We start from the raw sequence: 14,145 nt of genomic DNA, 5'->3' as shown, positions 1-14,145 counted from the left end.
TTAGCTGCCAAACATGACGGCAGTTAATACAAAATCTAAACCTAAAACCGCTAACGAAGCTTGTACTACTGTTTGTGTGGTTGCTTGGCTAATACCCTCAGACGTTGGTATTGCATCATATCCTCGATATAGAGCAATCCAGGTAACAACAAAAGCAAACACTACGCTTTTAATTACGCCATTTAAAACATCATCTCGAAAGTCGACACTGGCCTGCATTATTGACCAAAAGCTGCCGTGATCTACGCCTAACCATTCAACGCCTACTAAGTGCCCACCAAGTATACCAACAGATGAGAATAGCAACGCCAGTATTGGCATACTAAATACCCCAGCCCAAAATCGTGGTGCGACTACGCGTTTAATTGGATCAACGGCCATCATCTCTAATGACGTTAATTGTTCTGTTGCTTTCATTAAGCCTATCTCAGCGGTTAATGCAGAACCTGCACGACCAGCAAACAACAACGCGGTAACGACCGGGCCCAGTTCTCTGAGCAACGCTAACGATACCATTGGCCCTAAACTTTCTTCAGCTCCATAATCAATAAGAACAGTATAGCCTTGTAATGCTAGTACCATGCCGATAAACAAACCCGAAACCAATATAATGATCAGTGATTGCACACCTACTACATATACTTGTTTTAAAAATAACGGGAACGCTTTAAAAACATTAAATCGACCTACAATTGCGCCAAATAGCATACTAGATGCTCGTCCAATTGAAGCCATTTTCTCGATGGTATTTTTACCTAACGTTTGTAACGTCTTCATTTAGACCCCGCCATTAAATCTTGTTGCAGTGTTTCGGCAGCATAGTGGAAAGGAACAGGTCCATCGGCTTCGCCTCGCAAGAATTGCTGCACTAACTCAGACTCGCTTTCTAATAGTTGCTCTTTAGTCCCATGCCCGATAACTCTCTTATCAGCCATGATGTACAAATAGTCCGCGATTTCCATCACTTCCTTAACATCATGTGACACTACGATACTTGTTAAGTTTAATGATGAATTTAAATCTCTTATCAAACGTACTAAAACACCCATCGAGATTGGGTCTTGACCAACAAAGGGTTCATCAAACATTATTAATTCTGGGTCAAGCGCTATCGAACGTGCTAATGCAGCCCGGCGAGCCATACCGCCAGATAACTCGGCAGGCATTAAATCTCTCGCGCCTCTAAGACCTACGGCTTCAAGCTTTAATAACACCATAGTGCGAATAATGTCTTCAGGTAATGAAGTGTGTTCTCTAATTGGAAATGCAACATTATCGAATACGGTCATATCGGTAAATAAGGCGCCACTTTGAAACAGCATGCTCATTTTTTCGCGAACTTTGTACAAAGCAGAACGAGACAATTTAGGAATATTATTACCCGCGACTAAAATATCGCCGGTGTCAGGCATAAGTTGACCACCAATAAGCCGTAACATTGTCGTTTTGCCTATACCGCTTGGTCCCATAATCGCTGTTATTTTTCCTTTTGGAAACTTTAGCGATATATCATCGTAGATAACGCGGTCGCCCCTAGAAAACGTAACATTCTTTAACTCTACCAAAGCCTCAGGCTGGTGATCAGAATCTGAAGAATTTTTATTCACCTTGTCTCCGCTTAATTAGTGGTATGCCTATTGATCGGACATTGTATTGATTAATTAGTCAATTAGCTATGTTTGAAATGTTAAAAATTATGAATTACAAATAACTTTTTAGTCTAAATATAAATTTGTTTAAGAATTGAGTAACTATAAGTGAAAACAGCAATATATTTTGCTTTCTGGCGCGACTAACGCCACAATAACGGTACTATTTTATCAATATTTTTAAGTTTCTTAATCATGTTAATCGCTTCAATTATTCTAATTATCTCCTTTGCTGTTTTAGTATGGGGCGCAGACAAGTTTGTATACGGTGCATCAGGTTTAGCCAAAAACCTTGGTATTTCACCAATGATCATTGGTTTAACAATAGTTGCAATGGGTTCCTCTGCACCAGAAATTATGGTTTCGGCTAACGCCGCATTAAAAGGCGCTACGGACACATCTGTTGGTAACGCCATAGGTTCAAACATTACCAATATTCTCTTAGTCTTAGGTATCACTACGTTAGTTCGTCCGTTATTAGTTTCTTCCTCTACGTTGTATCGAGAAATGCCGGTTTTATTGGGGTTTACTCTATTGGCTTGGTGGGTTTTAGCCGACAATTACCTGTCTTTAAATGAAGGATTATTACTTTTAGTTTTGTTTTTTGTATTTATCGGCTACCTAATTTACTTAGCAAAACGCCCTAACTCAGCTGCCACTGATTTACTCCTCGCCGAAGTTGAAAGTGACATTCCTGATAACCTCCCGACTCTTAATGCCGTGTTTTGGATTATTGCAGGCTTAATTTTACTGCCGTTAAGTTCTCACTTTTTAGTAGACTCTGCAGTCATAATTGCTCAGCACTTTGGAATTAGCGAGCTCGTTATTGGTTTAACTATTATAGCAATCGGTACAAGCTTACCTGAGCTCGCCGCCAGTGTTGCCGGCGTATTAAAAGGTGAAGATGACATGGCTATTGGTAACGTCATAGGCTCAAATATCTTCAATATATTGGCGGTACTTGGTATTGGTGCGCTCATTAACCCTAGCGAAATTGACCCATCAGCTGCGTCGCGTGATATTTATGTGATGATAGGTGCAACTGTATTATTGTTAATTATGGCAATGAGTTTTGCGCAACGTACTCGACGTATAAATCGCGTTGAAGGTTTTATTTTACTGAGTGCGTTTGTTGGTTATCAATTCTTGCTATTTGCCTAAATTTTAAGGTTTTAATTATGAATCCTTTAGTTTCATCTGCATTAAAAGTTATCGAAATTGAAAAAAATGCGATAGAAAATTTAGTCCAATCTTGTGACGAAAATTTTGTGGCCGCGTGTAATATTATTATGGACTGCAAGGGCCGAGTGATAGTAACGGGCATGGGCAAGTCGGGACACATAGCTAATAAAATTGCAGCTACGTTAGCAAGTACAGGTACTCCTGCATTTTATGTTCATCCAGGCGAAGCAAGCCATGGCGATTTAGGAATGTTCACTAAACAAGACGTTGTTCTTGCGCTTTCGAACAGTGGCGAAACGTCTGAAATTGTTACTCTACTTCCAGTTTTAAAACGATTTGGTTGTCATATCATTGCCATGACAGGTAATACACAATCAACTTTAGCGCAAAACAGCGATGTTCATCTATTTTCAGGTGTAGAAGAAGAAGCATGCCCGTTAGGCTTAGCACCGACCGCTTCAACGACGGCAAGCCTTGTACTTGGCGATGCCCTCGCCGTTTCACTATTGGAAGCAAAAGGTTTTACAGCAGAAGACTTTGCACTAAGCCATCCCGGAGGTGCCTTAGGCCGTAAGTTATTACTAACAAACAAAGATATAATGCATACAGACGACCGCATCCCTGTTGTTAGCGATCAAGCAACCTTAAAAGAAGCAATAATAGAAATGTCGGCCAAAGGTCTTGGCATGACTGGTATAACCGACAAGGACAACACCTTGATTGGTATTTTTACCGATGGTGATTTACGTCGTTGGTTAGATCATGACTCATTTAAAACGGATCTTAAAATTACCACTTTAATGACGACAAATGCCACCTCTTCGAAAGCTAATGTTTTAGCGGCGGAAACGTTAACTTTAATGGAAGCCAAAAAAATTAGTTGTTTATTTGTTATTGATGAGCAAAACAAGCCAATAGGCGCTCTTAATATGCATGATTTATTGAAGGCCGGAGTTATTTAATGGAACGGTTTGCAACCTGGTATCAAAAAGTTTCGACTGACGTTACTACACGCGCTCAGCACATTAAGTTGCTTATTTGTGATATTGACGGCGTGTTTTCTGACGGCTCAGTATATATGGCAAATAATGGCGAAGAACTTAAAGCCTTTAATACAAAAGATGGCTTCGGGCTTAAGTCTTTAATGAACATAGGATGTGAAGTTGCTGTCATTACCGGACGAAGCTCTAAAATTGTTGAAGACCGAATGACAAGCCTAGGTGTTAAATACATATATCAAGGTATGGAAACAAAACTAATTGGTTATGAAAAACTATGTAAAGAGTTATCAGTAACACCATCACAAGTTGCATTTATTGGTGATGATTTCCCTGACGTCCCTGTGATGAAAAAAGTTGGGTTAGCGGTATCAGTAGCCGACGGCCATCCTTATGTAAAAGAGATTGCACACTATTGTACTGTTACTCATGGCGGAAAAGGTGCCGTGCGTGAATTAACCGATCTACTAACCATGGCACAAAAAGGTGAAACCTTTATTACCAGCCATTTTGAAGGTTCAAGTACCTAATGAGACTTAGATTACTCGTTCTACTTATTTTTGTTGGGATCAGCCTTTATCTTTGGTTTCCAGCTTTTACCAATCAAAGTAATGCGGATGACTCCGAAGAGCCTGTGTTAACGCCTGACTTCACGGCAACATTATTGCATCAAGAAATGTTCGATAAAAATGGTACGTTAAAGCAAGAGGTGTTCTCGCAAAAAATGGAACACTATGCCCAGTTAGCTTTGACTTACTTTGAACAGCCTGAATTTGTTATTTATCAAAATGATGCTCCGTTTTGGCGATTAGCCGCAGACCTTGGCAGTGTGCAAGATGGCCGACTAACCTTAGACAGTAACGTTAAAATGTATCAGTTAACCGATAACGAGCTCGTTACCAGTATTGAAACCCAATACTTAGAAATAGATCTCGACACTCAAGTGGTTGAGACCGATAAGCCAATTATAATTCGCGGTGAAAAAACCACTATTGAAGGGCAAGGTCTAACTGCCGATCTAAAAGCTCAAACAGTTAAACTTAAACATCACGTAAGAACAATTTTAAAAGGGACGAAAAATGACTAAATTCATCAAGATGACACTTGTTATACTTGCTTGTATTGGCCTTAATGCATTTGCTAATGACGATCTTATTATTGATTCTAAAAACCAAGATCTTGATTACAAAAATAACACTATGTATTTCAGCGGTAACGTAAAAATACAACAAGGGACGCTCACGATCACGGCTGACGAACTATATGTAATAACAAAAGACGGCGTAGGCGAAAAACTAATAGCAAAAGGCAAACCTGCTCGCTTTTTGCAAAATGATCCTAATAATGAAGCATTAGAGGCCACAGCATTAGAAGTCGTTTATATGATTAACGAACGTATTTTAGAATTGAATGGCCAAGCTAAATATAAGCAAGGTAGCTCGATTGTTGAAAGTGGTAATATCGTATTTGATTTAAATGCACAAAGAGTCAAAGCTGACGGCGACAAGTCAACCGGTGGTCGTGTAACTACTACGATAAAAACAAAAAAAACACAGCCAAATAATTAAGTAGAGAAATTAAATATGACCAAGTTGGTGGCAAAGCACTTAGCCAAATCCTATAAAAGTCGTCAAGTTGTTAAAGATGTCAGCTTGTCGGTAGAAGCTGGTCAAGTAGTTGGCTTGTTAGGACCAAATGGCGCGGGTAAAACAACAACTTTTTACATGATTGTTGGTTTGGTGCCTAACGATAAAGGTTTAATTCAGCTTGATGATATCGATTTGAGCCACGAACCTATGCACGTAAGAGCTCGCAAAGGCATTGGTTATTTACCTCAAGAGTCGTCTATCTTTAAAAAGCTGACAGTTTCACAAAATATAATGTCTGTTCTAGAAATGCGAAAAGACATAGATGCAAACCAACAGGCTGATTTACTTGATGATTTAATTGCCGAATTTCATATTGATCATATTCGGGATAGTCTTGGTATGGCATTGTCTGGTGGTGAGCGCCGCCGCGTAGAAATCGCAAGGGCATTGGCTGCCGATCCAAAAATTATTCTATTAGATGAGCCTTTTGCGGGTGTTGATCCTATATCTGTCATAGATATAAAGAAAATAATTCAACAATTAACAGCAAAGGGAATTGGTGTACTTATTACCGATCATAATGTCCGTGAAACACTTGATGTCTGCGAAAAAGCCTATATCGTTAGTCATGGAGAGCTTATTGCTGAAGGAACTCCGGCTCAAGTGCTAGAAAGTGACATAGTTAAGAAAGTTTATCTTGGTGACCAGTTCAAACTTTGATATTTTGGTAGCACGAATAAGTTTATTTTAGTCAGTACTTTACTGGGATCAAATGAGACCAACATTACAACTTAAAATGGGTCAGCAGTTAACAATGACCCCGCAATTACAGCAGGCTATTCGTCTGTTGCAGTTGTCGTCATTAGAATTGCAACAAGAGATCCAAGAAGCCTTGGATAGTAATCCTTTGTTGGAAGCTGATGAAGAGCATGGCTCAGTTGAACAAATCGAATTACCACAAGACAACCATGATCGTCATGAAAATGAAGCCTCAGTTTCATCTAACGACGACGATATCGAGTGGACGCGAGAAGAACGCGATACAAACGAAAATATCCAAGACCAAACTATTAGTGATGACTTGCCCACAGACTCGACTTGGGATGACTACATGAGCGCCGCTCCTGCGAGCTCAGGCCCTGCGTACGACGGTGAAGATACCGTTTATCAAGGTGAAACAACTGTTGATATTCAAGACCATTTAAAATGGCAATTAAATCTATCCACTTTTTCCGAACATGACTTAGCTATTGCAACAGCCATTATTGATGCTATTGATGACAAAGGTTTTTTGACGGTATCTGTTGAAGACATTGTTGAGTCTGTAGACATCGAAGATGTTGAAATAGAGGAAGTTGAAGCGGTTTTAAAACGCATCCAACACTTTGATCCTATTGGTGTTGCCACCCGAGGGTTGCAAGAGTGTTTGTTGGTTCAGTTAAAGCAATATAGCCCTGACACACCTTGGCGTGAAGAGGCTATTGAACTCATTGCTGAAAATATCGACCTGTTAGCGAACCGTGATTATCGCACTATAATCCGCAAAACAAGATTAAAAGAATCTGAATTAAAAGAAGCACTCGACTTGATTCAACAACTGAATCCAAATCCCGCAAGCCTAGTTATAAAAGACGAAATTGACTATGTAATTCCAGATGTTACCGTCGTAAAGAAAAAAGGTCGTTGGTTAGTAGAGCTAAATCCTAATTCTATGCCTAAAATTAAAGTGAACGAACAATATGCTTCACTGTCTAAAACTTCAACCAATAGCTCTGACGCGCAATTTGTTCGTTCACACTTACAAGAAGCAAAATGGTTTATTAAAAGTTTAGAAAGCAGAAACGACACTTTATTGAAGGTATCTAATTGTATCGTGCAACAACAACAAGCATTTTTTGAATACGGACCAGAGGCGATGAAACCAATGGTTCTAAATGATGTAGCAGAAATGGTCGATATGCATGAGTCCACGATATCGCGTGTGACAACACAAAAGTTCATGCACACACCCAGAGGAATCTTTGAGTTAAAGTATTTCTTTTCTAGCCACGTCAGCACCGAAAATGGTGGTGAATGTTCATCCACTGCAATACGGGCTTTAATAAGAAAGTTAGTTGCTGCAGAAAACCAAGCAAAACCGTTAAGTGACAGTAAGATTGCTGATATTCTGGCCGAACAGGGCATCCAAGTAGCCAGAAGAACTATCGCAAAATACCGGGAATCGTTAAACATTCCCCCTTCAAACCAGAGAAAACGATTGGTTTAACAATCCATTTTATCAATTCAGAAGGAAGTGCATATGCAAATTAATTTAACTTGTCGTCATGTCGATGCAACAGAGTCTTTAAAAGAATATGTTGATACGAAATTTGCAAAGTTAGAACGTCATTTTGACCATATTAATAACGTCCATGTGATTTTAGACGTTGAAAAACTCAACCAAAAAGCAGAAGCAACTATGCACGTAAATGGTGGTGAACTATTTGCTGCATCGGAGCATACTGATATGTATGCTGCAATTGATTCCTTAATTGATAAACTTGACCGTCAAGTCATTAAACACAAAGAAAAGTTAACCAGACATTAACTTTCTTTATTAATTTTAAAGCGCCATGGACGGTGCTTTTAACCAATCTTTTGAGATTTAAATCAAAAGAGTAAAGCAGTAAAAGATAACCATGAATGTAAAGCTACTCCTGCGACCTGAGTGCACTAAAGTACTAACAGATTGCCAAAGCAAGAAAAAGATCCTCGAGCATATTGCCGAGATCGCGAGTACAAAATTACCAGACCTCACTTGCACAGATATACTCTCAAGTCTTATGAATAGAGAAAAGTTGGGGAGTACCGGAATAGGAAATGGCGTTGCTATTCCTCATGGAAAAATAACACCAAATGAAAGTCCAGTGGCGGTATTAATCGTTATCCACCCTGGCATTGATTACGATGCAATAGACAATAGACCTGTTGATGTATTTTTTGCGTTACTTGTTCCAGAAGATCAGTGTGACGTGCATTTAAATACGTTAGCGTCAATCGCAGAAATTTTTGATAATAAAGAAATGCTTCGTAAAATAAGAAGCGCCGAAACTGATAATGATCTTTACAAAATAATTGAAGCTGCTTAATCATGCATATATTTATCGTTAGTGGCCGTTCAGGCTCAGGGAAGACAGTCGTATTAAGAGTACTAGAGGATCTAGGCTACTATTGCGTAGATAATTTACCGGTTAATTTATTACCTGCATTATCACACTCCTTATCTAAAAATTATCCTCAAGTTGCCGTCAGTATTGACGTTAGAAACTTGCCCAGCTCTGAACAAGAGTTAATGGATAATTTAGATTTCTTACCCAAAGGCGTAAAGACGACCGTTCTATATATAGATGCTAAAGATGACGTATTAATTCGTCGCTATAGTGAAACAAGGCGCCTACACCCTTTAACCAAAGGTGATGCGTCACTACCTGATGCAATCGCACAGGAGAGTAAGCTTTTAGATGGGTTATCGTCTAGAGCCGATTTATATATTGATACCTCGGATTTAAATGTTCATCAACTAACCGAGATGGTGAGAGAAAAGATATTAGGAAAGTCAGATAAAGAACTTATTATTACTTTCGAGTCGTTCGGCTTTAAATATGGGGTACCAAACGATATCGATTTTGTATTTGATGCACGATTTCTACCAAATCCTCACTGGGAACCAGAACTTAGAGCATTAACCGGTTTAGACTTACCTGTGAAAGACTTTTTCTCTAGTCAACCACTTGTGAATAAATTCATATTTCAAATCAATAACTTTATGTCCACTTGGTTACCGCATTTAGAGCGCAATAATCGTAGTTATTTAACGATCGCAATAGGCTGTACTGGTGGTAAACATAGGTCTGTATATATTGCTGAAACGCTCGCTGAACAATTTCGTTCTCGTGGAAAAAATGTAAAAACTCGCCATCGAGAGATGAGCCGTTATTTAGAGCAACTGTAAGGTAACAAGCCCAGTGTTATCACGAACAATTACAATCCAGAATAAGCTTGGGTTACACGCAAGGGCTGCGACCAAATTGGCCCAACTCGCCTTACAATTTGATGCTAAAGTTCAAATACAACAAGCTGATAAAACCGCCAGTGCGGATAGCGTCATGGGCTTACTAATGCTTGCAAGTAATCAAGGTAAAGAGATACACGTTACCGCAACGGGGAGTGATGAAAAGCAGGCTCTCGAAGCTATTTGCGAACTAATTTCTAATCGTTTTGATGAGTCTGAATAACTAATTATCTCGCTACAAAAACAACCAGTTACTATCATAAAACGCTAATCTAAGTTAGACTTGTGCACAAGGTAAACAACAGAAACCTACGCTCAAGAAATGCCAGAACTACTAGAACAAGAATATACAATTCCTATTAATGAACTTAATACTGCCATCAGTGACGGTATGTTTGTTCGTGTGCGGAATATGCTTGATTCTATGGCCGCAAATGATATTGCACTGTTGTTGCATTCTTCTCCTCCCAAAAGTCGTGCTGTTATTTGGCAACTCATCGACAGTAGTATTCAAGGCGACGTTTTAGAAGAACTTTCCGATGAAGTTCGTAACCCAATATTACGAGCAATGGAACCGGAACGAGTTGCTGAGGCCGCGACCAATCTTGATGACGATGACTTTTCAGAAGTACTAAGAAGTATGCCCGATGCTGTTTATCGTCGAGTGCTGAAGAGCATGGATAAACAAGATCAAGCGCGCGCTGAGAGAGTAATGTCTTATGAAGAAGACTCTGCGGCCGCGCTAATGAATACCGATACCGTCACGGTTCGTCCTGATGTGACCGTTGACGTAATATTGCGATATTTGCGATTAAAAGAGTCATTACCTGAAAATACCGATTATCTTTATGTGGTCGATAAGCAAGATCACTTTATTGGTGAAGTATCTTTGTCGGCACTCGTCACCTCTAACCCCAGCAAACTAATATCCGAAGTGATGGAAACCGACTTCGAGGTGATTCCCGCTTCTATGCACGAATCCGAAGTGGCAACGTTATTTGAACGTTATGATTGGATGACAGCTCCTGTTATCGATGAGCATGGTTTGCTGCTCGGCCGAATTACCATTGATGATGTTGTAGATATTATTCGTGAAGACGCTGAGCACTCTATGTTAAGCATGGCGGGTCTTGACGATGAGGCCGATACATTTGCACCCGTATTGGACAGTACCCGAAAGCGTTCATTGTGGCTTGGCGTAAACCTATTCACAGCATTACTCGCGGCGTTTGTATCAAGCTTATTTGAAACAACACTTGATGAGCTGGCTTTTTTAGCCGTATTAAACACCATAGTCCCAAGTATGGGCGGTGTCGCTGGTAGCCAAACACTAACCTTGGTTATTCGTGGTATGGCTGTGGGTCACGTTACAGACTCAAACTCTAGGTGGTTGCTTGGCAAAGAGCTTGCTATTGGTTTCCTAAATGGCCTTATTTGGGCTGTATTGATTGCAGGTGTTGTTGCCATCTGGAAGCAGGACTTAATGCTTGGCGGCGTACTCGCATTTGCTATGCTAATGAACTTAGTCGCAGCCGGTTTGTCTGGCGTGTTAATTCCACTTGCATTAAAACGCATGAACATAGACCCAGCTTTAGCAGGTAGTGTTATACTTACCACAGTGACCGACATAGTCGGCATATTTGCATTCTTAGGCACGGCGACTTGGTTGTTATTGTAACCTAGTTTAATTAGTAATTAGTCGCGATGCCTTCTCAGTAAAATTGGAAAAATTAAATGATTGAAGTTGGAAAAACCAACACCTTCCCTATCTCAAAAATCGTCGACTTTGGTGTTTTTGTAGATGCTGGAAATGGCGACGAGCTACTAATACCCCGTAAGCACGCTCCCAAAGACGCAAATGAAGGCGATGAAGTAACAGTATTTGTTTATCTTGACTCAGAAGATAGACCTATCGCCACGACACAAAGACCTAAAGTTGAAGTAGGCCAATTTGCTTATCTAAAAGTAACTGATGTAACCCGCGTTGGGGCATTTGTTGATTGGGGATTAGATAAAGAACTACTCGTTCCATATGGTGAACAGCACAGACCAATGGAAGTGGGTGAACGTTATTTAGTCTATGTGTATTTAGATGACTTAGATCAGCGCCCTACTGCCTCTTCAAAAATTGATAAGTTTGTAAAAGACGAAAACGAAGGGACGTTTAAACCTGAACAGCAAGTTGACTTGATTATCGCAAATAGCACTGATTTGGGTTACAAGGCTATTATTAATCATAGCCACTGGGGTTTGTTATTTAAACAAGATGTATTCCAACGACTTAGCTTTGGCCAAACTAAAAAAGGATTTGTAAAACAAATTCGACCAGATGATCGTATCAACTTAAGCCTACAAGGTGGACAAGTTACGCGTGATAAATACTCAAAGATCATTATGGAATTTTTGAAAAAAGAAGGTGGTTACGCCGCCGTTCACGATAAATCCAAGCCCGAGGTTATCTCCAAGTTATTTGGTATGAGTAAAGCCGCCTTTAAAAAGGCAATTGGCGGGCTCTATAAATCTGGCGATATTGTTATTGAGAAAACGGGTATTCGTTTGGTAGAAAAAGAGTCTGGCGAATAGCAAGACTAATCACAATTTGATAAAAAAAAGGAAGCCTAGGCTTCCTTTTTTATTCACAACAATTCTTCGCCAATAACGTTGAAATAACAGTCGATTTAGCATGGCTCAATCTGACCTACTGCCTTAAAAAAATTGTATTTAGTTACCTGCAATCTTCATGTTTTCAATTAATACTGAACCCGTTTGCACAGCGCCACGACGTTCAACGTCACCGCCTATAGCAACAATTTGTTTAAACATCGTTGCTAAATTACCGGCAATAGTTACTTCCGATACAGGATACTGAATTTCACCGTTCTCGACCCAAAAACCCGCTGCGCCACGACTATAATCGCCGGTAACTGTATTCACTCCTTGACCCATAAGCTCAGTCACCAATAAGCCTTTATCCATTTTTTTAAGCATCGCCGCTAAATCTGGATCGGTTTGGCTTATAAACCAGTTATGAATGCCACCGGCATGACCTGTCGTTTGCATCCCCATCTTACGTGCCGAATATCCGGTTAATAAATAGGTAGTAAGTACACCGGCTTCAATAATATTTCTGTCTTTAGTTGCCACCCCTTCCGAATCAAAAGGACTACTTGCAAGACCTCTAAGCACATGAGGCCGTTCTTCGATGGTTAAAAAGTCAGGTAAAATTTTTGTGTCTATGCTGTCCATTAAAAACGATGAATTCCGATACAAGCTACCACCACTAATTGCAGAGACTAAGTGGCCAAATAGTGTAGACGCAACTTCTGCATGAAATAACACGGGTACTTGGCAAGTATCTAGCTTTCTGGCATTAAGCCTTTCAATTGCAGCTTTTGCTGCTTTGTTGCCAACAACTGAAGCCGCATCCATTTCCTCAAATACACGTTGAACTGTATAGGCATAGTCACGCTGCATTTCATCGCCTGACTCAGCAATTACAGAGCAACTTAAACTATGGCGACTGCTTGGGTAGCCTTCAATAAAACCATGGGAATTACCATAAACTTTAAACCCTTGGTATGACGATAATGACGCCCCGTCTGAATTTGTGATTCTAGAATCCGTCTCAAAAGCTGTTTTTTCCGCTTCTAAACAAAAAGTTATGGCTTCTTCTGGTGTAATTTCATAAGGATGACATAGGTCTAAATCTGGGATGTCAGTCGCCATTAATTCAGACTCTACAAGCCCTGAATATGGATCTTCATTGGTATATTTAGCAATATCAATGGCAGCTTTAACCGTTCTTTCTAATGCCTCGTGACTCAAATCGGCGGTTGATGCTGAACCTTTATGTTGACCAACATAAACGGTAATTCCTAATGCGCCCTCTTGGTTAAACTCGATATTTTCTAATTCTTGGCAACGGCTAGAAACCGAAATCCCCTTCGATTTACTGATCACGGCTTCTGTTGAAGTCGCACCATGTTGCTTACTCAAGTCTATCAAATCGGCAATTGCAGTTTTCACTTCACTGATTTGTTGAAAAATGTCGCTATTATTCGTCATAAAGGCTCAAAAATACTGGTTAAATTTGTCACTTGAGCATACCATAAATCTATATATTCGCTTATCAAATTCTAATGATCCTATTGTTATGACAAAACCATACTATTTAATGCCTGATGATGAAAATTACATCAGCAAATCAGAAATAAAACAAGAAGCAAAAGACTTACGCATTTTCGCTGAAAAGCTCGTTAAGTTATCGAAGTCTCAACGTCAAAAGCTAACCGCAAGCGACGAATTACATGATGCATTTAAACTTGCCGATAAAATTTCTACTAAACCGGACGCTTTACGCAGACATATGCAATTCATGGCGAAGTTGCTTAGAGACGAAGCTCTTGATACTTTAAAGCTCGAGTATCAAAAGCTAACGACTCCTGGACAAGCAAATGATGCTCAGATGCAAAAGATCGAACGTCTTAGAGAGGCGTTAATTAAGAAAGGTGACGATGCCATTAATGATCTTTTAGAGCAGGCTCCAACGTTGGAGCGTCAAAGAGTAAGACAATTGACACGTCAGGCTAAAAAAGAAGTAGAAAAAGAAAAACCAGGAAAAAATTATAAAGAGTTATTTCAGTACATAAAAGACGGACTTAGCAGTTAGGAGCTTT

The 14,145-nt window shown here is 39.8% G+C and carries 17 protein-coding genes; 14 read left to right on the top strand and 3 right to left on the bottom strand.

The features are described 5' to 3' along the window. Both mlaE and mlaF read right to left on the bottom strand, forming a co-directional pair. On the bottom strand, window positions 1-777 hold the full coding sequence (mlaE, locus tag J9318_RS03695) for a lipid asymmetry maintenance ABC transporter permease subunit MlaE (RefSeq protein WP_210561317.1): 777 nt from the start codon (window positions 775-777) through the stop codon (window positions 1-3). Then, window positions 774-1,607: a phospholipid ABC transporter ATP-binding protein MlaF gene (gene mlaF / locus J9318_RS03690; protein ID WP_210561315.1), complete on the bottom strand. Its 834-nt coding sequence runs from the start codon at window positions 1,605-1,607 to the stop codon at window positions 774-776. The genes mlaE and mlaF overlap by 4 nt, the downstream gene beginning before the upstream one ends. Before the next feature lie 237 nt (window positions 1,608-1,844). Here mlaF and J9318_RS03685 point away from each other — a divergent pair, with 237 nt between their 5' ends. From J9318_RS03685 to J9318_RS03625, 13 genes are all read left to right on the top strand, one after another. Continuing rightward, window positions 1,845-2,810, top strand: a complete 966-nt coding sequence (locus J9318_RS03685; protein WP_210561313.1) for a calcium/sodium antiporter — start codon at window positions 1,845-1,847, stop codon at window positions 2,808-2,810. Window positions 2,811-2,827: 17 nt separating this feature from the next. Further along, window positions 2,828-3,793 (top strand): KpsF/GutQ family sugar-phosphate isomerase, encoded by a 966-nt coding sequence (locus tag J9318_RS03680; protein ID WP_210561311.1) that lies wholly within the window; start codon window positions 2,828-2,830, stop codon window positions 3,791-3,793. Further along, window positions 3,793-4,359, top strand: coding sequence for a 3-deoxy-manno-octulosonate-8-phosphatase KdsC (gene kdsC / locus J9318_RS03675; RefSeq protein ID WP_210561309.1), 567 nt, complete (start codon window positions 3,793-3,795; stop codon window positions 4,357-4,359). Before J9318_RS03680 ends, kdsC begins: the two co-directional genes overlap by 1 nt. Beyond that, window positions 4,359-4,916: an LPS export ABC transporter periplasmic protein LptC gene (gene lptC / locus J9318_RS03670; protein ID WP_210561307.1), complete on the top strand. Its 558-nt coding sequence runs from the start codon at window positions 4,359-4,361 to the stop codon at window positions 4,914-4,916. Before kdsC ends, lptC begins: the two co-directional genes overlap by 1 nt. After that, complete coding sequence (lptA, locus tag J9318_RS03665; RefSeq protein ID WP_210561306.1) at window positions 4,909-5,397, top strand: lipopolysaccharide transport periplasmic protein LptA; 489 nt, start codon at window positions 4,909-4,911, stop codon at window positions 5,395-5,397. Before lptC ends, lptA begins: the two co-directional genes overlap by 8 nt. Window positions 5,398-5,412: 15 nt before the next feature. After that, on the top strand, window positions 5,413-6,138 hold the full coding sequence (gene lptB, locus J9318_RS03660) for an LPS export ABC transporter ATP-binding protein (protein ID WP_210561299.1): 726 nt from the start codon (window positions 5,413-5,415) through the stop codon (window positions 6,136-6,138). Window positions 6,139-6,190: 52 nt separating this feature from the next. Then, complete coding sequence (locus tag J9318_RS03655; protein WP_210561297.1) at window positions 6,191-7,684, top strand: RNA polymerase factor sigma-54; 1,494 nt, start codon at window positions 6,191-6,193, stop codon at window positions 7,682-7,684. A 33-nt stretch (window positions 7,685-7,717) separates the two neighbouring features. Further along, complete coding sequence (gene hpf, locus J9318_RS03650; protein WP_210561295.1) at window positions 7,718-8,005, top strand: ribosome hibernation promoting factor; 288 nt, start codon at window positions 7,718-7,720, stop codon at window positions 8,003-8,005. A 91-nt stretch (window positions 8,006-8,096) separates the two neighbouring features. Beyond that, window positions 8,097-8,546, top strand: coding sequence for a PTS IIA-like nitrogen regulatory protein PtsN (gene ptsN / locus J9318_RS03645; protein ID WP_210561290.1), 450 nt, complete (start codon window positions 8,097-8,099; stop codon window positions 8,544-8,546). Window positions 8,547-8,548: 2 nt separating this feature from the next. Next, window positions 8,549-9,409 carry an RNase adapter RapZ gene (gene rapZ, locus J9318_RS03640; protein WP_210561288.1) on the top strand — a complete coding sequence of 287 codons (861 nt, stop codon included), beginning with the start codon at window positions 8,549-8,551 and terminating at the stop codon, window positions 9,407-9,409. A gap of 13 nt (window positions 9,410-9,422) precedes the next feature. Continuing rightward, window positions 9,423-9,692 carry an HPr family phosphocarrier protein gene (locus J9318_RS03635; protein WP_210561286.1) on the top strand — a complete coding sequence of 90 codons (270 nt, stop codon included), beginning with the start codon at window positions 9,423-9,425 and terminating at the stop codon, window positions 9,690-9,692. Window positions 9,693-9,791: 99 nt separating this feature from the next. Continuing rightward, window positions 9,792-11,147 carry a magnesium transporter gene (gene mgtE, locus J9318_RS03630; RefSeq protein WP_210561284.1) on the top strand — a complete coding sequence of 452 codons (1,356 nt, stop codon included), beginning with the start codon at window positions 9,792-9,794 and terminating at the stop codon, window positions 11,145-11,147. Between the two features lie 56 nt (window positions 11,148-11,203). Continuing rightward, window positions 11,204-12,052, top strand: a complete 849-nt coding sequence (locus J9318_RS03625; RefSeq protein ID WP_210561282.1) for a CvfB family protein — start codon at window positions 11,204-11,206, stop codon at window positions 12,050-12,052. A gap of 138 nt (window positions 12,053-12,190) precedes the next feature. Here the strand turns inward: J9318_RS03625 and pmbA are convergent, their stop codons facing one another. Continuing rightward, complete coding sequence (gene pmbA / locus J9318_RS03620; protein WP_210561280.1) at window positions 12,191-13,534, bottom strand: metalloprotease PmbA; 1,344 nt, start codon at window positions 13,532-13,534, stop codon at window positions 12,191-12,193. A gap of 88 nt (window positions 13,535-13,622) precedes the next feature. On the opposite strand from pmbA, the gene yjgA reads away from it, so the two are divergent. Beyond that, window positions 13,623-14,138 (top strand): ribosome biogenesis factor YjgA, encoded by a 516-nt coding sequence (gene yjgA / locus J9318_RS03615; RefSeq protein ID WP_210561278.1) that lies wholly within the window; start codon window positions 13,623-13,625, stop codon window positions 14,136-14,138. The last annotated feature ends 7 nt before the right edge of the window (window positions 14,139-14,145 follow it).

The organism is Psychrosphaera aestuarii, assembly GCF_017948405.1.
In the GTDB taxonomy this organism is placed as follows: Bacteria; Pseudomonadota; Gammaproteobacteria; order Enterobacterales; family Alteromonadaceae; genus Psychrosphaera; species Psychrosphaera aestuarii.
Note: the sequence above shows the minus strand (reverse complement) of the source record. Positions and strands in the feature narration are given on the sequence as shown.

What these genes read in the sequence shown, in the direction of transcription:
- J9318_RS03655 (WP_210561297.1), top strand. Translation starts at nt 6,191, where the DNA reads ATGAGACCAACATTACAACTTAAAATGGGTCAGCAGTTAACAATGACC.
- mlaE (WP_210561317.1), bottom strand. Translation starts at nt 777, where the DNA reads ATGAAGACGTTACAAACGTTAGGTAAAAATACCATCGAGAAAATGGCT.
- J9318_RS03625 (WP_210561282.1), top strand. Translation starts at nt 11,204, where the DNA reads ATGATTGAAGTTGGAAAAACCAACACCTTCCCTATCTCAAAAATCGTC.
- hpf (WP_210561295.1), top strand. Translation starts at nt 7,718, where the DNA reads ATGCAAATTAATTTAACTTGTCGTCATGTCGATGCAACAGAGTCTTTA.
- ptsN (WP_210561290.1), top strand. Translation starts at nt 8,097, where the DNA reads ATGAATGTAAAGCTACTCCTGCGACCTGAGTGCACTAAAGTACTAACA.
- lptA (WP_210561306.1), top strand. Translation starts at nt 4,909, where the DNA reads ATGACTAAATTCATCAAGATGACACTTGTTATACTTGCTTGTATTGGC.
- J9318_RS03680 (WP_210561311.1), top strand. Translation starts at nt 2,828, where the DNA reads ATGAATCCTTTAGTTTCATCTGCATTAAAAGTTATCGAAATTGAAAAA.
- kdsC (WP_210561309.1), top strand. Translation starts at nt 3,793, where the DNA reads ATGGAACGGTTTGCAACCTGGTATCAAAAAGTTTCGACTGACGTTACT.
- yjgA (WP_210561278.1), top strand. Translation starts at nt 13,623, where the DNA reads ATGACAAAACCATACTATTTAATGCCTGATGATGAAAATTACATCAGC.
- mgtE (WP_210561284.1), top strand. Translation starts at nt 9,792, where the DNA reads ATGCCAGAACTACTAGAACAAGAATATACAATTCCTATTAATGAACTT.
- lptC (WP_210561307.1), top strand. Translation starts at nt 4,359, where the DNA reads ATGAGACTTAGATTACTCGTTCTACTTATTTTTGTTGGGATCAGCCTT.
- rapZ (WP_210561288.1), top strand. Translation starts at nt 8,549, where the DNA reads ATGCATATATTTATCGTTAGTGGCCGTTCAGGCTCAGGGAAGACAGTC.
- J9318_RS03685 (WP_210561313.1), top strand. Translation starts at nt 1,845, where the DNA reads ATGTTAATCGCTTCAATTATTCTAATTATCTCCTTTGCTGTTTTAGTA.
- lptB (WP_210561299.1), top strand. Translation starts at nt 5,413, where the DNA reads ATGACCAAGTTGGTGGCAAAGCACTTAGCCAAATCCTATAAAAGTCGT.
- pmbA (WP_210561280.1), bottom strand. Translation starts at nt 13,534, where the DNA reads ATGACGAATAATAGCGACATTTTTCAACAAATCAGTGAAGTGAAAACT.